The sequence below is a fragment of the Aestuariibaculum scopimerae genome (genome assembly GCF_059428085.1).
On the sequence record NZ_CM182089.1, the window covers coordinates 1,985,997 to 2,011,608 of the forward strand.

Annotated in this window: 20 protein-coding genes; 10 read left to right on the plus strand and 10 right to left on the minus strand. The window is 35.8% G+C overall.

Features of this window, described 5'->3' with window-relative positions; all coding sequences use genetic code 11:
- The first annotated feature begins 5 nt into the window (after positions 1-5).
- From AC5SR4_RS08595 to AC5SR4_RS08615, 5 genes are all read left to right on the plus strand, one after another.
- Positions 6-461, plus strand: coding sequence for a hypothetical protein (locus AC5SR4_RS08595; protein WP_495355834.1), 456 nt, complete (start codon positions 6-8; stop codon positions 459-461).
- Between the two features lie 213 nt (positions 462-674).
- The gene (locus AC5SR4_RS08600; RefSeq protein ID WP_495355835.1) at positions 675-1,661 is read left to right on the plus strand and encodes a GntR family transcriptional regulator; all 987 of its coding nucleotides are present in this window, start codon (positions 675-677) and stop codon (positions 1,659-1,661) included.
- A 3-nt stretch (positions 1,662-1,664) separates the two neighbouring features.
- Positions 1,665-3,152, plus strand: coding sequence for a xylulokinase (locus tag AC5SR4_RS08605; RefSeq protein WP_495355836.1), 1,488 nt, complete (start codon positions 1,665-1,667; stop codon positions 3,150-3,152).
- Between the two features lie 79 nt (positions 3,153-3,231).
- A complete protein-coding gene (gene xylA, locus AC5SR4_RS08610) occupies positions 3,232-4,557 on the plus strand; it encodes a xylose isomerase (protein WP_495355837.1) in 1,326 nt (441 codons plus the stop codon).
- Positions 4,558-4,613: 56 nt separating this feature from the next.
- Positions 4,614-6,284, plus strand: a complete 1,671-nt coding sequence (locus tag AC5SR4_RS08615; protein ID WP_495355838.1) for a sodium:solute symporter — start codon at positions 4,614-4,616, stop codon at positions 6,282-6,284.
- A 75-nt stretch (positions 6,285-6,359) separates the two neighbouring features.
- Here the strand turns inward: AC5SR4_RS08615 and AC5SR4_RS08620 are convergent, their stop codons facing one another.
- Together AC5SR4_RS08620 and AC5SR4_RS08625 are read right to left on the minus strand one after the other, a co-directional pair.
- Entirely contained in the window at positions 6,360-6,635 is a 276-nt protein-coding gene (locus tag AC5SR4_RS08620; RefSeq protein ID WP_495355839.1) for a hypothetical protein, read from the minus strand.
- Between the two features lie 87 nt (positions 6,636-6,722).
- Positions 6,723-7,925: a 3-deoxy-D-manno-octulosonic acid transferase gene (locus AC5SR4_RS08625; protein WP_495355840.1), complete on the minus strand. Its 1,203-nt coding sequence runs from the start codon at positions 7,923-7,925 to the stop codon at positions 6,723-6,725.
- A gap of 250 nt (positions 7,926-8,175) precedes the next feature.
- Between AC5SR4_RS08625 and AC5SR4_RS08630 the strand changes: the two genes are divergently transcribed.
- A complete protein-coding gene (locus AC5SR4_RS08630) occupies positions 8,176-9,330 on the plus strand; it encodes a DegT/DnrJ/EryC1/StrS family aminotransferase (RefSeq protein WP_495355841.1) in 1,155 nt (384 codons plus the stop codon).
- Positions 9,323-10,345 carry a UDP-glucose 4-epimerase GalE gene (galE, locus tag AC5SR4_RS08635; protein WP_495355842.1) on the plus strand — a complete coding sequence of 341 codons (1,023 nt, stop codon included), beginning with the start codon at positions 9,323-9,325 and terminating at the stop codon, positions 10,343-10,345. Before AC5SR4_RS08630 ends, galE begins: the two co-directional genes overlap by 8 nt.
- Here the strand turns inward: galE and AC5SR4_RS08640 are convergent, their stop codons facing one another.
- The 3 genes from AC5SR4_RS08640 to AC5SR4_RS08650 all read right to left on the minus strand — a co-directional run bounded on the left by AC5SR4_RS08640 (position 10,346) and on the right by AC5SR4_RS08650 (position 13,449).
- Positions 10,346-11,473, minus strand: a complete 1,128-nt coding sequence (locus tag AC5SR4_RS08640) for a sensor histidine kinase (protein ID WP_495355843.1) — start codon at positions 11,471-11,473, stop codon at positions 10,346-10,348.
- Positions 11,474-11,538: 65 nt separating this feature from the next.
- The gene (locus tag AC5SR4_RS08645; protein ID WP_495355844.1) at positions 11,539-12,246 is read right to left on the minus strand and encodes a sensor histidine kinase; all 708 of its coding nucleotides are present in this window, start codon (positions 12,244-12,246) and stop codon (positions 11,539-11,541) included.
- 420 nt (positions 12,247-12,666) lie between these two features.
- Complete coding sequence (locus tag AC5SR4_RS08650) at positions 12,667-13,449, minus strand: LytR/AlgR family response regulator transcription factor (RefSeq protein ID WP_495355845.1); 783 nt, start codon at positions 13,447-13,449, stop codon at positions 12,667-12,669.
- A 547-nt stretch (positions 13,450-13,996) separates the two neighbouring features.
- Between AC5SR4_RS08650 and AC5SR4_RS08655 the strand changes: the two genes are divergently transcribed.
- Genes AC5SR4_RS08655 through AC5SR4_RS08665 form a run of 3 tightly spaced genes read left to right on the plus strand, consistent with a single transcriptional unit; the run spans position 13,997 to position 19,380 of the window.
- On the plus strand, positions 13,997-17,134 hold the full coding sequence (locus AC5SR4_RS08655; protein WP_495355846.1) for a SusC/RagA family TonB-linked outer membrane protein: 3,138 nt from the start codon (positions 13,997-13,999) through the stop codon (positions 17,132-17,134).
- Between the two features lie 12 nt (positions 17,135-17,146).
- Complete coding sequence (locus AC5SR4_RS08660) at positions 17,147-18,613, plus strand: SusD/RagB family nutrient-binding outer membrane lipoprotein (protein WP_495355847.1); 1,467 nt, start codon at positions 17,147-17,149, stop codon at positions 18,611-18,613.
- Between the two features lie 59 nt (positions 18,614-18,672).
- Positions 18,673-19,380: a hypothetical protein gene (locus tag AC5SR4_RS08665; RefSeq protein ID WP_495355848.1), complete on the plus strand. Its 708-nt coding sequence runs from the start codon at positions 18,673-18,675 to the stop codon at positions 19,378-19,380.
- A gap of 68 nt (positions 19,381-19,448) precedes the next feature.
- Here the strand turns inward: AC5SR4_RS08665 and lspA are convergent, their stop codons facing one another.
- The 5 genes from lspA to AC5SR4_RS08690 form a co-directional block, all read right to left on the minus strand.
- Positions 19,449-19,964, minus strand: coding sequence for a signal peptidase II (gene lspA, locus AC5SR4_RS08670; protein ID WP_495355849.1), 516 nt, complete (start codon positions 19,962-19,964; stop codon positions 19,449-19,451).
- The gene (gene fabD / locus AC5SR4_RS08675; protein WP_495355850.1) at positions 19,964-20,845 is read right to left on the minus strand and encodes an ACP S-malonyltransferase; all 882 of its coding nucleotides are present in this window, start codon (positions 20,843-20,845) and stop codon (positions 19,964-19,966) included. The genes lspA and fabD overlap by 1 nt, the downstream gene beginning before the upstream one ends.
- 87 nt (positions 20,846-20,932) lie before the next feature.
- Entirely contained in the window at positions 20,933-22,489 is a 1,557-nt protein-coding gene (locus AC5SR4_RS08680; RefSeq protein ID WP_495355851.1) for an NAD(P)/FAD-dependent oxidoreductase, read from the minus strand.
- A gap of 42 nt (positions 22,490-22,531) precedes the next feature.
- The gene (locus AC5SR4_RS08685) at positions 22,532-24,517 is read right to left on the minus strand and encodes an alpha/beta hydrolase family protein (RefSeq protein WP_495355852.1); all 1,986 of its coding nucleotides are present in this window, start codon (positions 24,515-24,517) and stop codon (positions 22,532-22,534) included.
- 84 nt (positions 24,518-24,601) lie between these two features.
- On the minus strand, positions 24,602-25,498 hold the full coding sequence (locus AC5SR4_RS08690; RefSeq protein WP_495355853.1) for a dihydrofolate reductase: 897 nt from the start codon (positions 25,496-25,498) through the stop codon (positions 24,602-24,604).
- Positions 25,499-25,612 lie beyond the last annotated feature (114 nt).

The window sequence follows — 25,612 nt, forward strand, 5'->3', positions numbered from 1 at the left end:
TACCCATGAAAAAATTGATGGTAACCTTATTAGGATATTTATTTAGTACCGCGCCAAGCATAAAGCAGGCCAATCCAATAAAGTGGCGCTTTACAGCCCAAAAAAGAGAAGCAGGCGTTTACGCCATACACATTATGGCCTTTATTGAGTTGCCCTGGTGTTTATTTACAAACCTTACAGGTACCAGAGATGGCAAACTGTACCATATAGAGTTTGAACATAACCCCTTAGTGGCACACATAGGAACCAATGACATCATTGGTACCCCGGTAGATGGTTACGACAAAGTGCTTAAAGAAGAAGCCACCCATTACAAGGTAGCCGTTAATTTTGTACAAAGAGTAAAAGTTTTGGCAGAAAACCCCGTAACAGTAAAAGGCAACATACACTACATAGTAGGCGATGGCATACGTAAATTAGAAAGCAATAAAAAAGCATTTAAGGTTGAGTTGAACACATGAGTATCACCATGTAAGCCTTAGATTTATTTAGGTTAAAGTAAGAAGGCCTTCATCCATTACAGGATGGGGGCTTTTTTTATAGAACTCATCTTGACTTTTTAACCAATTGGAAAAAGTCAAGATGAGTTCATATAATACCATAAATAAAAACCAAAGTTGTAGAATAAAAAAAAAGTACTATTTTAGCAAACCAGAACAGAACAGAACGGTTGTATGCATTTTGACCTGAATTTCAATAGTGAAATCCCTAAGTATCAGCAAATAGTCAATACTATAAACGATGCCTTGGCCAACAACACATTATCCAGTGGCGATGCTTTACCATCAGTAAACAATATTTGTAACCAGTACAAGCTGTCCAGAGATACAGTATTTAAGGCCTATACCATTTTAAAAGAACATGGCGTAATCGAGTCCGTTCCCAATAAGGGCTACTACGTAGCCAACAATACCCGAAAAGTCTTGTTGGTTCTAGACACCTTCAAAGCTTATAAAGAAGTCCTGTACCATGCCTTTGTAAACAATTTGCCCAAAAACGTCATCGTAGATGTGCAATTTCACCATTACAAATTCCATAATTTCAAAACCATAATAAACAATAGTAAAGGCAAGTACTATAAATATGTCGTTATGAGCTTTAACCATAAAGAAGTGCCAGGCCTATTATCAGATTTCGATACCGAAAAACTATTACTAATAGATTGGCAGGTACATGCAAAGCCTAATAATAACTATGTATGCCAAGATTTTGGAAAAGCCTTTTACCAAGCACTCAAAGAAGCCATACCCGCGTTCAAGAAATACAAAAAACTGGTATTTGTATATCCAACCTTTACCAGTCACCCAGCCGAATCATTAACCCATTTCAAGAAGTTTTGTGAAAACCATCAGTTTAAGTACAAGATCATAACCGAACCCGAAGCTTTCAAAATACATAAAAACGAAGCATACATTAGTGTAAGCGATAGAATATTAGGGCATTTTTTAGAGCAATGTAGAACCGAAAGTTATGAGCCTGGTACCGATGTAGGCTTTCTATCTTACAACGATACACCTATGAAGAAGTTCATTTACAAAGGCATTTCAGTAATATCAACAGATTTTAAAGATATGGGGGCACAAGCGGCAGCATTCATTAACCAAGAAACTCCCATGCAACGTTACATATCCACTAAATTAATATTAAGAGAATCATTATAAACCATGTACTATTTAGGATTAGATATAGGAAGTTCATCCATTAAGGCAGCCCTGGTTAATGTAGCCACAGGAAAAAATATCGGGCTTGTTCAAGAACCTGAACAGGAAATGAGTATGTATGCCGAAAAAAATGGTTGGGCAGAGCAAGACCCTAATCATTGGTGGAAACATGTATGCCATGCCATTGCCCGATTAAAAGAACAGTACCAAATAGAAGCAACCCAAATAAAAGGTATTGGTATCTCTTACCAAATGCACGGTTTAGTACTAGTAGATAAAGAAGGCAACCCTTTAAGAAAAAGCATTATTTGGTGCGATAGTAGAGCTGTAGAAATAGGGAATATGGCATTTAAGGCAATAGGAGAAACCATTTGTGCAGCACATTTATTAAACGCACCAGCTAACTTCACAGCCTCAAAATTAAAGTGGGTTAAAACAAATGAACCTGAAATCTATAAAAACATACATAAGTTTATGCTACCGGGCGATTATATAGCCTATAAGTTTTCAAACACCATTAACACCACCATATCCGGGCTATCAGAAGGCATCTTTTGGGACTTTAAAAAAGAAAGCATAGCCGATTTTCTTTTGCAACATTATGGTATCGATAAAGCCTTGGTGCCAGACATAGTAGATACCTTTGGGGTACAATCTGTAGTAAACCAAAAGGGAGCCACCGAAAGCGGCTTAGCCATTGGGACACCCATTTATTATAGGGCAGGCGATCAGCCTAATAATGCCCTGGCGTTGAACGTATTTAATCCAGGAGAAGTAGCAGCAACAGGTGGAACATCCGGTGTAGTATATGCCATTACCGATAGCTTATCAGTAAAAGAAAGTGCAAGAGTAAACAATTTTGCCCACGTTAATTATCAAACAGGAGCAGCTACCAGAATAGGTAAAATGCTATGCGTAAACGGTGCGGGCATTCAATACAGATGGCTGTTAAACAACTTAGCAGTACAATCTTATGAAGAGATGAACACCCTTGCAGCCGATATTCCCGTAGGATCCAATGGAGTTTGTCTAATCCCTTTTGGTAATGGTGCCGAGCGTATCCTTAACAATAAAGAAATAGGCACCCGTATAGTCAATATAAACCTAAACAATCACCACAAAGGACATTTGTGCCGTGCCGCTCTAGAAGGCATTGCCTTTTCATTTGTGTACGGTATGGAGCTGTTAAAATCTGATGGTATAAAGCCCAAGGTAATTAGAGCCGGTAACGATAACCTGTTCCGTTCCGAAATATTTGCTAATACCGTAGCAACACTAATCGATGAACCTATTGAAATTTATAACACCACAGGTGCCATTGGTGCAGCACGGGCGGCCCAATTGCATCAAGGCGATTTTGAAAACTTTGGAAAAAACATCATGGATAATGATTACATCATGACGTTTAAACCTTTAAAAGATAAAGTGCCATATCAGGTGGCATATCAAACATGGAAAACAGAATTGGAATTAATATTAGGGAAAGAATAGTGAAAAGAGAGAATAGAGAGGTTTGCGAGAACCCTACGCAAGAGTAAGATAAACATATAAACACATAAACTAAAAAAACATGGCACTTATAGGAGACAAAGAATACTACAAAGGTATTAGCGAGATTAAGTACGAAGGCAAGGAATCAGACAACCCCTTAGCATTTAAATATTACAACCCAGATCAAGTAGTAGCCGGAAAAACTATGCGCGAGCATTTTAAATTTTCAGTGGCCTATTGGCATACGTTCTGTGGGCAAGGGGGTGATCCCTTTGGGCCTGGTACACAAAACTTTGCTTGGGACCAAGCAACAGACCCCATTCAAGCAGCAAAAGATAAGGCTGATGCAGCTTTTGAATTTATTACCAAAATGGGATTTGGATATTACTGCTTTCACGACTTCGACCTTATCCAAGAAGGTGCTACATTCGTCGAATCTGAAAGCCGATTGGCAACCATTACCGAGTATTTAAAACAAAAACAGGCAGACTCTGGTGTAAAACTATTATGGGGAACAGCAAACTGTTTCTCTAACCCACGTTACATGAATGGCGCAGCTACCAACCCAGATTTTAATGTGGTGGCTAGAGCTGGCGGACAAATAAAACTGGCCCTAGATGCTACCATGGCTCTTAATGGTGAAAACTATGTGTTTTGGGGCGGACGTGAAGGTTATATGAGCTTGTTGAATACCGATATGGGTCGTGAATTGGATCATATGGGGCAGTTCTTAAGCATGGCAAGAGATTATGCACGTGCCCAAGGGTTTAAAGGTAATTTCTTTATAGAGCCTAAACCCATGGAACCCTCTAAACACCAATATGATTTTGATACAGCAACAGCTATTGGCTTCCTTAAAGAGTATGGCTTAGATAAAGATTTTAAAATCAACATCGAAGTCAACCATGCTACCTTGGCACAGCACACCTTTCAACATGAATTGGAAGTAGCGGCCAAAGCAGGAATGCTGGGAAGTTTAGATGCCAATCGTGGCGATTACCAAAATGGTTGGGATACCGATCAGTTTCCCAATAACATCCAAGAAACAACTGAAGCCATGTTAGTGTTCCTAAAAGCAGGTGGCCTACAAGGCGGAGGTGTTAATTTTGATGCCAAGATAAGACGTAACTCTACCGATTTAGAGGATGTATTTCACGCCCATATTGGAGGTGCCGATACCTTTGCAAGAGCTTTGTTGATTGCAGATAAAATTATCACAGCATCGCCTTATGAAACCCTTAGAAAAGAACGCTATAGTAGTTTTGATACAGGTAAAGGAAAAGATTTTGAAAACGGAAAATTAAGTTTACAGGATTTGTATAAGATAGCCCAAGAGAATGGTGAACTAATATTGCAAAGTGGTAAACAAGAGCTGTTTGAGAATATTATTAATCAATATATTTAATTTATATTTATAAAAGGTTAAGCAACGTCAAATTCAACTAAACTAAATTTTAATATATGGGACATTATTTATTAGCCATGCAATCAGTGTTAGAAAGTTTTGATTGGGTGGTTTTGGGAATTTACTTCCTCGCTTTAGTAGCGGTGGCAGTTTGGGTGGTACTTCAAAAGGACAAAAACACTGAAGATTATTTTTTAGCAGGTAGAAATGTAGGCTGGTTTGTAATAGGAGCTTCTATTTTTGCGTCAAACATCGGATCGGAACACGTTGTGGGTCTTGCGGGAACTGGCTTTGAATCGGGAACCCCAATGGCACATTACGAGCTACATGCTTGGATTGTATTGTTGTTAGGCTGGTTGTTTTTACCATTTTACATTCGTAGTGGCGCGTTTACAATGCCCGAGTTTTTAGAAAAACGTTTCGATAGCCGTTCACGATGGTTTTTATCAGTATTTTCATTAGTGGCCTATGTGTTAACAAAAGTATCGGTAACCATTTATGCAGGAGGTATTGTTGTTTCAGAACTCTTAGGTATTCCGTTTTGGTACGGTGCCATTGGTATTGTGCTTTTTACAGGTGTTTATACTGTAGTTGGTGGTATGAAAGCAGTAATTTATACAGAAACGCTACAAACAGTTATTTTAATTTTTGGGTCGGTAGTTATCACGTATTTGGGTATGCAAGAAGTAGGTGGTTGGTCTCAGTTGCGCCAAACAGTAGAATCTGTAAGTCCAGAACACTTTAACATGTGGCGCCCAATGAGCGATCCGCAATTCCCATGGACCGGTTTATTAATTGGTGGCACCATTGTAGGTATTTGGTATTGGTGTACAGACCAATACATTGTACAGCGTACCTTGGCAGCCAATAATATAAAAATAGGTAGGCGTGGTGCCATTTTTGGTGCCTACTTAAAACTACTTCCCATAATGATCTTTTTAGTACCTGGTATAATTGCCTTTGCATTAACCATACAAAATCCAGAGGTCTTTTCGGTTGAAAAAGCAGATCGGGCATTCCCCATGCTGGTTAAAACCTTATTGCCTGTTGGTTTAAAAGGATTAGTCGCAGGAGGATTAATGGCTGCTTTAATGAGTTCATTAGCATCGGTTTTTAACTCTTGTTCTACAATATTTACTATAGATATTTACAAAAAGCTACATCCTCAAAAAACTGAAAAAGTATTGCTAAAAACGGGTAAGATCGCTACAGGTATTATTGTGCTTTTAGGGATTATTTGGATTCCTATTATGGAGAAGATAGGTGGCGGTGTTATGTACCAATATCTACAAAATGTACAATCGTACATTGCCCCACCAGTAACAGCTGTGTTTTTATTGGGCATCATATGGAAGCGTGTTAACTCTACCGCAGCTATAAGCACTTTAATGGTTGGATTGGTGTTACTTATTTTAAGGTTGGGAAGTGAGATTTACTACCAGCCACAAATAGCAGCAGGCGAAGCTGTAGATGGTATAGCCTATGCGTTTGCAACTATTAACTTTGCACATATGGCTATCTTTATGTTTGTGTTTTCAGTATTTATTTGTATTACGGTAAGTGTGATGTCTCAAGCACCTAATTATGAACTTATAAAAGGTTTGGCGTTTGGAACACTTACAGACGAACAGAAACATGCCAATAAAAATAGCTTCGATACAATTGATATTGTATTATCAGTTATATTAGTATTGATTGTTATAGGTGTGCTTAGCTATTTTACATAGACTTTATAAAAATAAACACATAAAAAAAAAGACTGCTAAACAGCAGTCTTTTTAATTTATAACAAGGCTCAAAGATTACTCTTCATTAACTTCTTCAGCCTTTTTGTCAATAACATCACCTGATTTTTCTATGGCTTCATCGGTGGCTTCAATGGCATCATCTGTAGCATCTACAGCATCGTCCATAGCTTCGCCCATTCCTTCAAAAGCGCCTTGAGTAGCTTCTTCAGCTTCTTCGGCAGTATTTTCAATAGCATCTCCAACAGAGTCTGCTTTTTTAGTATCTCTACAAGATGTAAAGGTTAAACTTAATGCTAACAATAGAACTGAACTTAATAATAATTTTTTCATCGGTTTTGTTTTAGTATTAATTATAATTGTTGGTATATATACGTAAACAATTATAAGTTTGGATGTATTAAGTTCAAACAGCCTTTTTTAAAGCCCTAAATAATGAGAGATAGTAGTGACAGCACCTTTGTTTTCGGCAATATAAAGTGCATTGCTTTTTCCAGCATTTAAACGCTTTTCTTTATTATCAATAAGTTCAGTCAAGACGGCATTAAAGCCTTTTTGATTTGAAATAGCAAACATGCCATTTCTAGAAATCATTGCTTGGGCTTCAGGAAACTTATCGTGGTTGGTCCCTATAATAATGGGTACTCCAAAAACAGCAGGCTCTAAAGTATTGTGCAGTCCCGTAGTACCAACAGCACCTCCCACATAAGCAATATCAGCATAGTTGTATATTTTAGAAAGAATGCCAATAGTATCAATAATAAAAACTTGGGCCGTATTTAATGGGCTGTTATCTTTTTCTGAAAATAGCACACTATGAACGCCCAGTTTTTCTTGAAGAGCTTTTATTTGTGTTGACTTAATATTGTGTGGTGCCATAATAAACTTAACCTCTTTAGGTGCATTATTGTTTATATAATTAATAAAAAGCGCTTCGTCTTCAGGCCAAGTACTTCCTGCCACAACACAAAGTTGGTCTTGTTTAAAAGTTTCAATAAAATCTAAAGTATTATCATGTGCTAATTGACTGGTTACCCTATCAAATCGTGTATCGCCAGCTACTGTTACCGCTTTATATCCTATAGTTGCAAGTAAAGTTTTAGAGGGATCGTTTTGGGTAAAGATATGCTCAAAAGCAAATAAGGCTTCCCTTAAAGGTTTTCCATAGAATTTAAAATAAGATTGGTGACTTCTAAAAGCTGCCGAGATAAGAATAGCACGCAAGTGTCTTTTTTTAATTTCGTTTAAAAAGTTAGGCCAAATATCGTATTTAACAAAAATGGTCAATTCAGGGTTTACTAGATCTAGAAAATAATTGGCATTTTTTGGCGTGTCTAGGGGTAAGTAAACCACAATATCGGCAATGGGAGAATCTTTTCTAATAGTATAGCCAGAGGGCGAAAAGAAACTTAAAACAATCTTGTGGTTTTTATAATGTTCTCGAAGTACCTTAAAAATAGGTAGTCCTTGCTCGTATTCACCCAATGAGGCACAGTGGAACCATAGGGTATTATCTTGAGAGGTTATATGTTCTTTTAAAATAGAAAAGGTATGTTGTCTTCCAATAACACCTTGCTTGATCTTGGGATTAAATGCAGCAACGCCTTTTAATCCAAAACCCATAAGTTTAATACCAATGTTATAAATAAAACCCAATTCTTTTTTGTTTGGCGCTAAAATACATTTCTTTAAAATAAATTCATTGGTTACCGACTACTAATTTTGTAATTTCGTGCCTTAGTAAGAGACCTATCGCAAAAGACCAGTTCATGATTTACCAAAGGACAATACAGGCCAAGTTTTTTTATCCCTATCTACTGGCAGGCAGGTTTTGTTTAACAGTGAAACGGTCTAATATCTAAAATATAAATAGATGAAAAAAATTCAAATGGTTGACCTTAAAGGTCAATATGAAGGCATCAAAGAGGAGGTAAACACCTCTTTTCAAGAAGTTTTGGAAACCACGGCATTTATAAACGGGCCAAAGGTACACCAGTTTCAAGAGCACTTGGAGCAGTATTTAGGTGTTAAGCACGTGATCCCCTGTGCCAATGGAACCGATGCCTTGCAAATAGCCATGATGGGCCTAGGTTTAAAACCTGGTGATGAGGTTATTACAGCCGATTTTACATTTGCAGCCACAGTAGAAGTCATCGCACTATTGCAACTAACCCCTGTTTTGGTTGATGTAAATCCAGATGATTTCAATATTAATATAGAAGCCATTAAAAAAGCTATTACGCCCAAAACAAAGGCCATAGTGCCTGTGCATTTATTTGGGCAATGTGCCAATATGGAAGCAATTTTGGATATAGCTAAGGCACATAATTTATATGTTATAGAAGACAATGCCCAAGCCATAGGAGCTAATTATACCTATACCAATGGTAAAAAAGTAAAGGCAGGTACTATGGGGCATGTGGGAGCAACCTCCTTTTTCCCTTCAAAGAACCTAGGATGTTATGGTGATGGAGGTGCCATTTTTACTAACAACGACGATTTGGCACATACTATAAGAGGCATTGTTAACCACGGGATGTATGAGCGCTATCATCATGATGTGGTAGGTGTAAATTCGAGGTTAGACAGTTTACAGGCAGCTGTACTGGATGCCAAATTACCTAAGTTAGATGTCTATAATAAAAAACGACAAGCAGCAGCTAGAAAATATAGTGCTGCGTTTAAAGATGTTGAAAAGATAATAACCCCAAAAGTTTCCAATGGCTGTTTAACTATCTGCGATACATGCGATTGCCATGTTTTTCACCAATATACATTGCGTATGAAAGGAATAGACAGAGATGCTTTGGCAAAGCATTTAAATGACAAGGCCATTCCATGTGGTGTGTATTACCCCATACCACTTCATAAACAAAAGGCTTATGCCGATGCACGGTATAATGAGGCAGATTTTAAGGTAACCAACCAATTGGTTAAAGAGGTTATATCGTTACCCATGCACACAGAGCTGGACGACGAACAAATAGAGTATATTACATCAACAATTATAAACTTTGTAAATGAATAAAATATTAGTTACTGGCGGATTAGGATTTATAGGCTCTCATACGGTTGTAGAATTACAGAATGAAGGCTATGAGGTTGTTATAATAGATGATTTATCTAATTCCTCCATAAAAGTGCTGGATGGTATTACGGCCATAACAGGAAAGTCACCCATTTTTGAAAAGCTTGACTTAAAAGATAAAGCTGGAGTAGAAGCTTTTTTTAAAAAACACAATAATAATATAAAGGGCGTTATTCATTTTGCGGCTAGCAAGGCGGTGGGCGAGAGTGTTAAGGAGCCCTTGTTATATTATGAAAACAATATAAGTACGCTAGTTTATTTACTTAAAGAATTAAAAAAATTACCTGAAGCCAGTTTTATTTTTAGTTCCTCATGTACTGTTTATGGTCAAGCTGATACATTACCTATAACCGAGAACGCTCCAGTTAAGCAAGCCGAGTCTCCTTACGGAAACACTAAGCAAATAGGAGAAGAAATTATACGCGATACCTGTAAAATAACACCAAGTTTAAAGGCCATTGCATTACGCTATTTTAATCCCGTTGGGGCTCACGAGTCTGCCAAGATTGGTGAATTGCCCATTGGTGTTCCACAAAACTTGGTGCCTTTTATAACGCAAACAGCCATTGGTGTTCGTGAACAACTATCAGTATTTGGAGATGATTATCCAACACCCGACGGAACCTGTATTCGTGATTATATTCATGTAGTAGATTTGGCAAAAGCTCATGTGGTAGCACTTAAAAGGTTGCTGAATAATAAAAACAAAGCGAACTATGAAACCTTTAATTTAGGAACAGGTAAAGGAAGTTCCGTTTTAGAAGTTATTCAAGCTTTTGAACGGGTTTCGGGAGAAAAGCTGAATTATAAAATTGTGGGGAGGCGCGAAGGCGATATCATTTCAGCCTATGCTGATACTACCAAAGCCAATAAAGAATTGGGTTGGAAAGCCCAATTAGATTTAGATGATGCCATGCGTTCTGCCTGGAAATGGGAGCAAGTAGTAAGGGGATAGTCAATTTGTGATGGTACTCAGGCTATACTTAGATGTCTTTATTGGAATAATAACCTTAACCATAACGTTTCCATTCTCATTAGCGATATCAAAAGAAAAATTGTTTTTGAACAATATTTTTAACCTGTCCTGAATATTTTTTAGTCCTATTCCCTTTTTCATGTTTTCTTCAAAACTACCTGAAAAAGGAAGACCATTATTTTTTATTACTATTGATAATGTGTCATTAATTTGTTTTATAGTAAGAGAGATTTTTAATTTTTTTGAATCATACCCATGTTTTAAAGCATTTTCAAATATAATTTGTAATAGCATGCTAGGAATAAGTACATGTTCTATATTTTCTTCAATATTTAGTTCAATTTCTAAATTATTTGAAAACTTAAGTTCCATGATTCTAATATATTTGTTTAGTAAGGAAACTTCATCCTGCAACTCAGATAGATTGTCATCTTTGTAGTCTAGGATCATTCTCAAAAGATCACTTAAATCTACTAGCATAGATTTAGATTTTTCTTTGTCTATATCAATTAATGTTTGAATGTTGTTTAAGGTGTTAAACAAAAAATGTGGTTGTATTTGCGAATTCATAAACTTTATTTTAGCATGAGTCAATTTTTGCATCAGCTTAAATTTTTGTTTATGTATTTGGTTTAATTGTTTTTGATTTAAATAAATATGTGTAATTACAACAATTGAAAAGTAAATTAAAAAATTTAGATCTAGAACATTAAAGTAGTAATAAATAACTTTTTCAAAGGTGAGGTTTATTTTTGGAGTTGACCCAAACCAGCTTTGTATTACGACTAATCCAAAAAATATAGTAAACCCTAGTAAAATTGAAAGTAATAAATGAACACAAATAATAGTAATCCATTTATACTTATTAACAACCAAATATTTTGTAATTATGGATACTACAGACATGAAAAGGATAACCAACATATAGTCAACAAAATAGGTCTCAAAAAACATGTAGGTCCATGTATTATTTACAAACCTTTCGCCAATACTCTTAAAATATATCATTTTTATTAGGGCAAAAAAAGTATATATTGAATAAAACCCTATACTAATAATAAATAGTTTTTTGTCAATGTAGGGTTTTATTTTTTTTAGAAAAGACATATGGTTTTTTAAAACAGAGAATATTGATTTTTATAAATGGTTTGTTCAAACAAAATAAAAAGTATTTAAAAAGGATTGAGCTCTTCAGATAATTCAGAAATTGATAGTTTAATAGGAAAACTTACTTCAGTAATCACTTTATTAGTATCATTAAAAATTTTAAACACATATTTGTCTTTATATAATGTTTCTAGTCTTTCTCTTATATTGTTAAGACCTGTTCCTTTTTTCAATAAAGTAGATAAGTCTTCATCAACTTTTTTTCCTGTGTTTTCAATTTTAATTATAAGCTTTTCTTTTTTGCTATATATATTTACAAAAACATCTAGTAACATATGGTTTTTGCTGTAACCATGTTTAGTGGCATTTTCTATAATAGGTTGAATTAACATGTTAGGCACTAAAACATTTTCAAGTCCATTTTCAATATTTAAATGAAAATTTAACTGATCAGAGAAGCGCGTTTTCTTTATGTTTATGTATTTATAAAGAATGTCTAGCTCTTCTTGTAGTTCGATTAAATTTTGGTCTTTTTTATCTAAAACACTTCTAAGCAAATCACTTAAATCTATTGCCATACTTTTAGATTTATCAATATCTATATCCATTAAAGAACAAATGCCATTTAGCGTGTTAAACAAAAAGTGTGGGTGCATTTGCGATTGCAAAAATTTTAAATGAGATTTAGATAATTGTTCCTGTAGTTTAATTGTTTTAAGTGTGTTTTCTTGGTTTTGTTTAAAGTAATAATAAGAGTAAATAATAGAAACCAAGGTTATATAAATTAAAAAGTGTAAATCTGAAAGTCTTACAAAAGCATTAAAAAAATCTAAAAATGAAAATTCTGATTTTGGGGATGGATTGTTAATATAATTTATTATGCGTACAATGCTTAGTGTAAAAATGCCAATGAAAAAAGAAAAAAATAAATGAAACAACCCAATATAAATTAATTTGGTCTTTTTTTGCATCATTATTTTAGTTGTTAATGCTATAAAAACAATAAATACAGTTATAATAAACCAATCTAAAAGGTTTTCATAAATAAACGAACCCCAATTAGTTGATGAGCTATAGAAAATTCTTAAATAAGCATTTTTAGACGCGTAAATAACTACAAATAATAAATAGAACAAAGATAAAATGCCTATAAGCTTAAAGTCTAGATGTTGTTTTATTTTTTGTATCATAAGTTAAATGCCCATTTTGTTTTGAAACTCTTTTTTGTGGGACTTACTAATTCTAAATAACTTTTCATCTTGCATTTTTACATCAATCTCCCCATAATTAGAATATATCAACTCATTGATAAAAGACATATTAATTATTGTAGATCTGTGAATTCTTATAAATTTGGTTGAACTTAATTGATCTTGTAAAGAACTTAAAGAAATTCGAAGTAGGTATTTTTTTTGGTCAGAGTATATTTCGGCATAGGAACCCGAAGCAATAATATATTTTATTCTAGTTTTTTCTATAAAAGAAATCTTGCCGTTTGATTTTATAGCTAGCTTACTCTTTTTAATTTCAGAAAAATCTTCGTCTGGGTTTTCAATAAATTTCATTAAGTCATTTATTTTTTTGCTTATAACACTTGATTCATTAGAATGGAAAGACTCTATTACTTTATTGGTTGATAAAAAGAAGCGCTCATCCTTAAAGGGTTTTAATAAATAATCAAAAGCAAAAAAATCAAAGGCCTTAAGCGCAAACTCATCAAAGGCAGTTATAAATATAACTAAAGGCCTAATAGATAAGTCAATTTGTTTTAATACATCAAAACCAGTCATGTCTGATAATTGAATGTCTAGAAAAATTAAATCGGGTTTTAGGGTAGATACCATATCAATAGCTTCTTTTCCAGAACTACATTCGCTAATAAGTTCAATGTCAGGTATTTCCTCTAATAGATTAGAAACTCGCCTTCTTGCTAAAAGCTCATCGTCTACTATTATTGTTTTTATTTTACTGCTCATTTGATGATTGATGATTTTTGTATTTTTTGACGAAACTAATACATTTTATTTTTTCTAGAGATCATTACACAAGCCTTTATAACATTATTTAGTTGATTCATAACCAAATAAGATTATTTGAACACTTTTATTAGGTTGTTCAAATCAATTTGAATGATTAAGATTATTTTAAGTTTTTTAAGCAAAATGTTAACTATAAGCATTTGTGTTTAAGTTAATTATAAAAAGTTGGACACTAGTTGTTTTTAGAATTTTTTTAAGCAATAATTTTAAAAATTGATAAATACATTTCAACAAAGAAAACAGACAAATTGAATCAAGTTAAAAGTGTTTCAAAACTTTAGTTTAAGTACAACGTAATTAATTCTATTCCTTTACTAATGCAATTGCATAAGGTTTGGTGGCATAAGAGCTTTACTATATACTTTGAGTTCCACTAAACTTTGGTTCTTTTCGTGAAGTAATTTTTTGAATTAGTCCTTTAAAAAAATGTCTTTGCCACCTTCCTTATCGCAATCTGCTTAGACTAACTCAAAATTATTTATTTATGAAAGTAAAAAAACACTATTTTTTGTTTGCGCTTTTGTTGTTTGGTGTCACCATAACATATTCGCAAGAAAAGGTAATTTCAGGATCGGTAACCGATGAGTCTGGATTACCATTATCAGGAGCTACTGTTTTAGTAAAGGGTACTTCTTTAGGAACATCAGTCGATTTTGATGGCAATTATTCAATTAAAGCAAATCAAGGAGATATTCTTGTGTTTAGTTTTATTGGCTATACCAGCCAAGAGATTACAATTGGATCTTCAAATGTAATTAATGTTTTAATGCAAGAGGATACAGCCATTTTAGAAGAGGTTGTTATAACAGCTTTAGGGCTTTCTAAGGAAGAAAAAACATTAGGGTATTCAGCACAATCAGTAAAGGCCGATGAAATTGCGGGTACAGGTCAAGGAAACTTGGTAAATGCTCTTAACGGAAAAGTAGCGGGGGTCAATATAACTAGTTCTAATGGTGCTCCTGGAGCTTCTGCAAATATTGTTATACGAGGATCTTCTAGTATATCTGGAAATAATCAGCCTCTTTTTGTAGTCGATGGGCTGCCAATAAACAATAATACTGACAATGGTTCTCAGTTTGGAATATTAGATGGGACAACATTTGAAGATTATGGTGAAACAGTGGGAACCAATAGGGCAGCAGATATCGATCCTAACGACATTGAGTCAATGACAGTTTTAAAAGGAGGAGCCGCTACAGCACTTTATGGAAATAGGGCAGTAAATGGGGCTATTATTATAACTACAAAAAAAGGAAAAGCAGGGCATGGTTTAAATGTAACCTTAAATACAAGTTATTCTTTTGAAAAAGTTAATAAGACTCCAGAATTTACTTTTGGATATACTAGAGGTAGAAGCGGTCAATATTCAAATGTAACCCACTGGAGTTGGGGATTGCCTTATGCTAATAATCCAGTTTTTCCATCTGGAACAACAACCGATTTGGATGGAGATGGAGTTGTTGAAGATGTGTCTGGGCAACCTATTCCGCTTTTTAAAGATAATTATAAACGATTTTGGAATGAGGGTCATACCTTAAAAACTTCATTGTCTGTATCAGGAGGTAATCAAGAAGGGAGTTTTTATATATCCGTAGGGAGACATGATCAAGAAGGTATTGTTCCAAATAGTGGCTATGAGAGAATAAATTCAACCATTAAAGGAGAATATAAAGTTACCAGAAAATTTAAAATAGGAGGGTATGCAACTTATGTCAACTCTAGAACAGCTTCTTTACAAGGTGCCAATACGGGTTACCAAGCTTTAGGTTATTGGCATCACATGTGGGATATTAAAAGTAGAGGGTGGAAAGACGCCCAGGGTAATAGAACTTGGTTTAGTTCAACAGTTGCTGATATTAATTGGACGGTAAATGAAGAAATTGAAGATAGTGAAGTTAACCGTTTTATAGGGAATATAAATTTCTCATATGATTTTACTGATTGGTTAAAGTTATCTTATCGTGTAGGTATGGATACTTATAGTGATGATCGAAATTTGGTAAGACCAATAAGCTCAGTTAATACAACAAATAATTTGGGAGATTTATATGAAGTTAGAATAAATAACAAAGATTTCAATTCAGATGTTTTATTAACAGGAAGGATTAATGCCACTACAGATTTTGGCATTAGTTATTTGTTAGGAAACAATATTTATGAAACTTTATATGATAGGCTGTTTGTTAAAGGGGATGGTTTATCCGTTCCAGGATTTACAGATATTTCTAACGCCATTGCCATAACATCTAACAACATAACTAAAAGAAAAAGGACCATAGGTGTTTTTGGAGAGTTAAGCTTTGATTATAAAAACACCTATTTCTTAACGGTAACAGGTAGGAATGATTGGTCCTCAACATTGCCAGAGGGTGCCAATTCTTTCTTTTATCCTTCTATTAGTGGAGCTATTGTTTTATCAGAAATGGTTAAACAACAGGGCTGGTTGTCATTTGCTAAAATAAAGGGATCATGGGCAGAGCTTGGAAATGACTCACAGGGGCTTTATGCAACGACAGATACATATGCAAAAAGAGATCCCAATGTTTTGGGGCAGCCACGGTTTACTGTAAGCAATGTTCAAGGAAATCCCAATATTAAGCCTGAAATATCATCAACATGGGAAGTTGGTACAGAATTAAAGTTCTTGGATAAATTAGTGAATATAGATTTTACTTACTATAACAGAACAACGAATGATCAAGTTGTTCAAATTCCGCTATCATCAACAACGGGTTATGCAGCCTATTATGATAATGCAGGTAAAGTTGTAAATAAAGGTGTTGAAGCTATTTTGAGTTTTGATAATATCTTGAGGAAATCTGAAAATTTTCAATGGAACTTACTATTCAATTTTACTAAAAATGAAAGTGAAGTTATTTCAATACCAGAAGGATTAGATGAAATCATTATAGGGTACGGGTACTGGAATGGGGCTAACATTGTGGCAAGACCAGGGTTGCCCTATGGTACGTTTGTTGGTTCTGGCTATAAACGAAATGAAGACGGGGTCTTGTTACTAGATGATAATGGTTACCCACAAGTAGCCACAGAGAATTTAGTATTAGGAGACCCAAACCCAGATTGGATTTTAAATATAAACAATAGCTTTTCTTATAAAGGGTTTACCTTAAGTGCAGATTTAGAATTTAGGCAGGGAGGTGAAATTTTAAATGATTCCGAAGCCTTTTGGGTTTATGCAGGTTTAAGTAAAACTACTGAAGATCGTTTTTATACAGCAAGTACACCCAATGGAAACGCTACTACTGTTTTTGATGGGATTATCGAGTCTACAGGACAACAAAGTGATATTGCAGCACCACTTACAAATGGTTATTACCATAATCTTAACTCATTTGTTGATGAAGCCCACATAGAAGATGCCTCTTGGGTTAGGCTAAGAAATATAAGTTTATCATATACACTTCCAAAAAAATGGCTTAAAAATACTGGGTTTACAGGTATAGATTTAACACTAAACGGTAGAAATTTATGGCTAGACACCAATTACAAAGGTGTTGATCCAGAAACAAATGCTCTAGGAGCTGGTAATGTTCAAGGTGTCGATTTAATAAATGCACCAGGAACTAAAAGTTATGGTTTTGCGGTTAAAGTTAACTTTTAAAAAATTGGAAAAATGAAAAATATAAGTATTAAAATATTTCTTTTAATAACCCTATTTCTTTCTCATTCATGTCAAGATGAGTCATTAACAGAGTTAAATATAGATCCAAACAACCCCGCTAGTGTAAATTTGGGTTTAACATTTACTGCAGGAGCAGATTATATTCTTTATAAATACGGTCGGTTTACCAATGGTACAGATTGGGATTCATGGGCAGGGTTATTTACACAGCAATGGGCAGGAAACCACGGAAGCGGAATAAATTTTGACCAATATAATATTAGAAATAATGATGCCTTATGGGGTAGATGGTGGGATGGTTTATTAGATCTAAAAGATGTAATAAATAAAGGGACAAATCAAGAAGCTTGGGGGCATGTAGGGGCAAGCAAGGTACTTTCAGCATTAGCTCTTGGCACTCTAACTAGTTGGTATGGAGACCTTCCATGGACTGAAGCCTTACAAGGATCTAACAACCCCACCCCAGTTTTTGATTCGCAAGAACAAATATACAATGCCATCTTTTCTCTTCTTGATGATGCCATAATAGATTTAGATAAAACCTCATTAATTCCTATGGGGGCTGAAGATATAGTATATGCTGGTGATGTTGCTAAATGGAAAGCATTAGCATATGCACTTAAGGCAAGATATGAAAATCACTTTAGTATAAAAGACCCTAACGGTTCTGCAACTAGGGCATTAGCAGCCATAAACCAAGCTAAGGCATTAGGCTTCACTAGTTTTGAATCTGATCTTAAGTTTACATACGATAATACAGGGGAATATCAAAATGGGTGGTACGATATGTTTGAGAACAACCAAATGATCGCTTCAGAGAATTTCATGAATTTATTAATTGACACAAACGATCCCAGATTATATTCTTATTGGAATGATTTTGAGGTAACAGGATCTTATGTTGGTTTTATTGGTAAGCCAACAGGTTTTGGCACCTCTAATGTAAGCTTTTCACCTATAGGTCCTAAAGGATTTTATGGAGCGCCTAACTCACCTCAATTAATAATGACTCATTTTGAACTCTTATTTATTGAAGCAGAAGCTGAATTTAGGCTTAACGGGGCAACTACTGCAGCAGCAGATGCACTAAATAATGCAATAGAAGCACAATTAGACCTTGTACTTCCAAATGATTCGAATTACTTGAGTGAGTATATGAGTTTAAAACCAGGATACATTTCGAGTTTTGCAAATGAGTCTGCAGCTACCATTACCTTAGAAAAGATAATGGTAGAGAAATATAAGGCTATGGTAACTATTAATAGTGAATGTTGGGTAGATGTTAGAAGGCATAACTATCAATATCCTGATTATTTAGAAATTCCTGTAACGCAAAGTGGGGTACAAGTGGCAGATGAATTTATACAACGTGTATTGTACCCTCAAGAATCAATTAACACAAATCCAAATACGCCAAATACGGTAAGTATTTTTGATAAGCTTTGGATTTTTCAATAAAACATTTAAAAATGAAAAATTTTAGATACATATTATTAATTACAGTACTATTTTCTGTATTGTATTCTTGCGTTGTTGAAGACGGAGAAAATCCCTATTATAGTCCCAAAGCTTATGGAATTTATCCTAATTATGTGGCGGGATCTAACTCTGTATATAACCTATTGGATCCTTCCAATTCTATTGTTGATTTTACCCTTGAAGCTTCAGAGTCTGGTGGTGCTAAAGCGGCATCTGCAGAATTACATGTAGCACTAAATAATGGTGATTTCTCAAAAATTAATGATGTTAATACATTTCCTTCAACTTTAAATATTTCTTTATCTGATGTTGTTAGTGCACTCTCAATGAATACAAGTTCATTAACAGGAGGCGATATCGTTAGATTTAAAACTTTTTTCATAGATTCTAAAGGGATGAAAATGACTTCTGGAGGGATATATAATGCAGCAATTGTCTGCCCTCCAATATCTGGAACATATACTATTGACATGCAGGATTCATATGGAGATGGATGGCAAGGAGGGGGAATTAATGCTACTTTAGATGGTGTTACTACATTTATAAATATTCCTGATGGTGGAGGGAGTAGTTTGTCCACTACCTATACTGTGCCATTTGGTTCAATTGCATTAGTTTGGGAATATATTAATGATACATATAATGAAGAGGTTTCATTTCAAATCTATGACCCTAATGGTCAATTGATTAATGAGAGTTCAAACCCAACACCTGGCGTATTGTCTGTGCCTTCTACTTGTCCGTAAATGACAAAATGAATGTAAAATAGCTATAATCAACTATAAAAAGGCTGTAAAATTAATTTTGCAGCCTTTTATTCAGTAATTGGTTTCTTCTTTTTAAAACTAGTAAATAACAATATAAACATGCCAGTAGTAACCGAAAGATCTGCCATGTTAAAGATACCTGTTCTAAAAACACCTCCTAAATCTATAAAGAAAAAATCGGTAACAGAACCATATACAATCCGGTCATAAACATTTGCCAGGCCACCACCAATAATGCTGGAAAAAGCAAATAGCGAAAGTTTATCAATGGTCTTATCTTTTATAATATGTCTTAAAACAAATGCCAAAACCACTATAGGTAAAATAAGCAGGGTAATAAGTCTTAAGGTAGGGTTTAAATCACTACCCATGCCCAAAAAGGCACCAGTGTTTTCAACATTCATCATAAGGAAAGCATCCCCGATTAATGAGATACGTTCACCCGCATTTATTTCAGTTCGTGGTTCAATATTAGCCCTTACTAGAACTTTTGATATTTGATCAATTGCAATGGTAATTGCAATAACAGTAAGTATATATAGGTTACGTTTTGTAAACTTCATTATAAGCCAGCGGAAGCCGTTTGCGCTTCTCTATTTATTTTTTTCACTAAACCTTGCAATACATTTCCAGGACCTACCTCGGTAAAAGATGTAGCGCCATCAGTAATCATTTGTTGTACAGATTGTGTCCAGCGTACGGGGGCCGTTAATTGCGATATTAAATTAGTTTTTATAGCTGCTTCATCAGTAACAGCATTGGCTGTAACATTTTGGTATATCGGACAGCTTGGTTTGTTAAAAGTTGTATTTTCAATAGCAGCGGCCAATTCTTCACGTGCAGGTTCCATTAACGGAGAATGGAAAGCACCACCTACAGGTAATACCAATGCCCTGCGAGCACCAGCTTCCTTTAAAGCTTCACAGGCTTTGTTGATAGCTTCTATTTCACCAGAAATCACCAATTGCCCCGGGCAGTTATAATTAGCAGCTACTACAACACCATCAGTTGCAGCACAAACCTGCTCTACCACGGCATCCTCTAAACCTAAAACAGCCGCCATAGTACTGGGTTGTAGCTCACAGGCTTTTTGCATGGCCAATGCACGTTGTGATACCAGCTTTAAACCATCTTCAAAGGTTAGGGCGCCATTAGCTACCAAAGCAGAAAACTCGCCAAGGGAATGGCCTGCAACCATATCAGGTTTAAACGTATCGCCTAAAGTTTTCGCCAGAATTACAGAATGTAAAAAGATTGCTGGTTGGGTTACTTTTGTTTCTTTAAGGTCTTCAGCAGATCCTTCAAACATAATATTAGTAATATTAAAACCAAGAATAGTGTTCGCTTTTTCAAAGAGTTCTTGAGCTAAAGGCGAGTTTTCGTAAAGATCTAAACCCATGCCTGTAAATTGGGCACCTTGCCCCGGAAATATATATGCGTTCATTTTTTATTTAGTTTTTTGACGCTGCAAAAATAGCAATAATTTTTGGAGGCAACGGCTAAAATACCAACAGTCTAACAATAGAATCTTCTAAAGCCCTCTAACTGCTGCTTCGGCACAACGTTCCCCATCCATAGCAGCCGATACAATACCGCCCGCATACCCGGCACCTTCACCACAAGGGAAAAGGCCCTCTATTTGCGGATGTTCTAACTGCTCATTTCTAGGAATACTAACAGGTGAAGAGGTCCGAGACTCTACACCCACTATATTAGCTTCAGCTGTGTAATAGCCTTTCATTTTTTGTCCGAAAGCCGTAAAGCCTTTTCGCAACCGACTTCCAATAAGTTTAGGCAATAGCGAATGTAAAGGTGCCAGGTTTAATCCAGGCTGATAGGACGTAGGGTTGAGGTTGTTAGATAAGCGTCCTTCCACAAAATCTGTTAAACGCTGTGCAGGAGCTGCTTGGCTACGTCCACCAGCAGTAAAAGCCATACGCTCTAGGTTTTTTTGGTATTCCAACCCTTTTAAAGCACCAAAGTGTTCATATTTATGAAGATCGCTATGGGCATCAATTTCAACCACAATACCCGAATTAGCAAATAGGTTGTTGCGTTTGGATGGCGACATACCATTCACCACCACTTCACCATTGGCAGTGGCAGCAGGGACGATAAAACCACCTGGGCACATACAAAACGAATACACTCCACGCTCATTTACTTGCTGTACCAAGCTATATGAGGCAGCTGGCAACAACGCATGGCGTCCTCCTTGGCAATGGTATTGAATACTATCGATAATATGCTGTGGATGTTCTACCCGCACACCCATTGCAAACGACTTTGCTTCTATGGCAATCTGCTTGTTATGTAGCAAATAGAAAATATCCCGGGCCGAATGCCCCGTTGCTAAAATAACACGATTCACAGGCATCTCGGTGCCATCCAGTAATTGAATAGCCTGTAGTTTATTGTTTTTGATGGTGAAATCCGTTACGCGACTCTCAAAATGAATCTCGCCTCCATAGTTTAAAATGGTTTCTCGAATATTCTGTACCACTTTAGGGAGTTTATTCGTGCCAATATGCGGATGGGCATCTACCAGAATTTGATCGGTAGCCCCATGATACACCAGATTTTCGAAGATTCTGCGCACATCTCCGCGTTTTAAACTGCGGGTATACAGCTTGCCGTCACTATAAGTCCCGGCACCGCCTTCACCAAAGCAGTAGTTAGAATCTTCGTGCACTTCATGCTGCTGGTTAATAGCTCTAAGATCTCGCCTGCGGTCCTTCACATTTTTGCCGCGCTCCAATACCACGGGTTTAAATCCTAATTCAATACACCGTAACGCTGCAAACATGCCCGCAGGGCCAAACCCAATAATATGAATAGGCTTGGCTTTAGAGACATCTTTATAATAAAACTGATATTCTGAAGTTTTGGGTAAAGCTTCTTGGATATAAACAGCCACCTTGTAGTTAAAGATAATGGTAGGTTTTCGGGCATCAATAGATTTTCTTAAAACCTTAATGCCAGTAATATCGGTAGGTTCAACACTTAAAAATGCGGCCGACTTAACCACCAATATGTCCTCGTGTTCCTCTTCCTTAAGTGTTACACGCAGTTGTATCTCTTTAACCATGCTGCGAAATTAGTGAAAATAGTTATGCTCTATCTAAAGATTTTAATCAACGAAACGTATTCTGTTTCTACCACTAAGCTGCATTAAATCTCCAAGATCATAATACTTCAAAACTCCATACAACACATTCGTATAAATATCGCGTTGCAACGGATTTTCCAAATAGTCTCTATAAGACTTTACGGAGCGCGTTATGTCTGTATGCGCAATCCGATTATCCAGATACGTGGCGTGAATGGCTGTAGGACCATAGAGTCCATTAGCTACTAAAGAAACATTACGTCCCTTCAACTCCGGCGTGGCATCTATAAAATCCATGAGCGTTATCACATCAATAACACGTTGCCCCATAATAGGTTTACCAATGTGCATACTCGCCATGGCATTACGGTATTCCCAATTCCAGTATTTGGAATCATTAAGGTTGGCCGGGTCTTTCGTTTCTCCAAAGCCCCGTAGGTCTGCCAATACAAGAATATTCCCTTGGTTAATATGGTTGTCAATTAAGTTTTCGTTTGCCATGATATCTGCTTTGCCACTTTCGTTCAAATACAGAACAATTTCACTATTGGCACTCACATTCCCAGGCAAAAGCACCAAGCAGGGCACAGGCATTTGTCCAACCCTATTAATGGTATATTTGTGTAAATCGTACTTTCTTAATGCAGCTGATCCTGTTGATTGAATATCGATAGGCTCTTTTGGGATATTTAAACCTAACAGGTCCATAACTTTACCTTTAATAATTGAAGCATCTTGCTTTAAAAAGGCTTCCCGGTCGTTTTTATAATCATTAAAAAGTTGCAAATGGTAATCAGGAATGGAAATATTATCTGCTATTGCAGTAATAACTTGTCCTGTTGAAGTGCACTGCAGGTTTTCCAGAGCGGTGGTTCTACTTTCAGTTTCTTTTACCGGGGTCGTATCATTATAAAACCAAGTTCTAAACCAGGTGACCATAGCTTCCCGTTTGGGTTGTGGCATACCATGACCACTTTCCACCGCTACCATATCTACCTTTTCAGGATTGCCCAATACGGTATAGGCGCTTTTAAGTTCTTTATATCCTTGGGTAGCACCCCAAAAATCCACAAAATCATATTTACCAGACATGATTAAAACAGGCTTAGGAGCCATCATAAAAACAAAGTCGGCAATTTCAAGTTTTTCCCGACCTTCGTACGGGATATGTTGGCAACCATCGGAAGCACCAAAGATTTCAAAAACTTTTTCCCGTTGGTTAAAATAACTACATACGGTAGCCACTTTAATACGGGGTTCTAAACCAAGCATATAAGAGGTTTGCGTACCACCGCCAGAACTACCATAAACGCCAATACGGTTTTTGTCAATATCGTTGCGGGTTTCTAAATAGTCTATAGCACGATGGTTGTCCCAATATTCTTCAGCGGCCAGGCTGGTGCCTAGTAAATTGGCACCCATGTTAACCAAAGTATGGCCAGTTGTGGCACCACGGGTAAGAGATTGGCTGTTTTTGTCTACAAACTGAATACGTTCACCTTGGCCTATTGGGTCTACCACTAAAACAGCAATCTTATTTAGTGCCATAAGAGTGGCAGCACGCGATAAAGGGCTTTTGCCTCTTAGACCATGACCACATAAATGCAATGATACAGGAAAAGGACCATCTCCATCGGGTATATAAAGGTTGACCGTTACATAGCGCTTAGGAGTGCTTTCAAAAATAATTTTCTCTACTCTAAATCCATCTAGTTGAGTTACACCAAGCACCTGTGCGTTTAAATCCCCTTTTTCAGGAAACTCGCCCACAATACTTTTGTATTTTTCAATGAGGTTGTCACGATATTTCAATAAGGCTTTTTTAGAGGAAAGGGCTTCTTCAAAATCATGCTTTCTGTCACTGTATTGTTGATGGATATCTCGCATGAGATGGTTGTTGTAGGCCGTATTCATACGCCAGGGGAGGGCATTGGAATTGGTTTGTGTATAGCCGTTAAAAAGTAAAAAACAAAAAGCTAGTGTGGTGAAAGTTTTTAAATGTCTCATTAGTAAGCAAATATTAAGTAAAGTTGCTTACAAATTACACAAATTTATATAAGATAGAAAGGAAGAGATATGGCTTTAACAAAATTATTTTCTTTCATAGGTTAAAAATGAAAAGTCATATTCATTTTTGTCGTCCTTACTGTGAAATGTGTTAGCCGTTTCTTTCCATATATGAGGATCTATCTTTGGGAAAAATGCATCGGCCTCAAAAATCTCATGAACACGTGTTATTTCTATTTTATCAGCAATATCCATAGCTTGCTTATAAATCTCACCACCCCCAATAATAAACGGTTGGTTGTCTTTTTTTGCAGCATCAAGGGCATCTTCAAGGGAGTTAACTACAACAACGCCATCTGGCACTGGATATTTGTCTTGCCTGGTAATAACTATGTGTGTTCGGTTAGGTAAGGGCTTGGCAAAGCTTTCAAAAGTTTTGCGTCCCATAATAATGTGATGGCCATTGGTTAGGTTTTTAAAATGTTTTAAATCATCACTCAAGTGCCAAATCAGTTTATTATCTTTTCCTATAGCATTATTCTCTGCTGCAGCCGCAATAATGGTAATTGTTGTTTTTGTGTCTTTTGGTTTTATGTTTGAAATAGCTTCAGTATCTTCACTACCAATATCCTTTTTAAGTTTTTCAATACGTGCTTGTTGCTTGGCAACCAATTTGTTCAATTGCTTTTTCTCCCAGGCCTTACCCATAAACCGATGTGTAATAAATACATTGAATGTATGGTATATAAGAAAAAATAACCATAATAGGATGGCAAATAAAAACCATTCTCTGCCAAATATTTTAAAAGTTTCACCTATGCCCAAGAGGGTGTTGGCAACAATTAGAAAAATACAGCCAATTAAAAAGAATATAAAGTGAACGTACAAGCGCTTCTTTTGTTTAATTCGCTTTTGTGCATTTTCAATAAGCTCTAATTGATCTTTATCTATTTCTGGTATGGCTTTCTTTTTTCCGAACATAGCTATTTAATAATAAGCGTAAAGTTAAAGTTTTTTAGTAATACCTACTATTTTTTATTTAGGGCTTTAAACAATTAAGGTGCTATAGTTTGTTTTGTTTAGAATGGCTTGAAA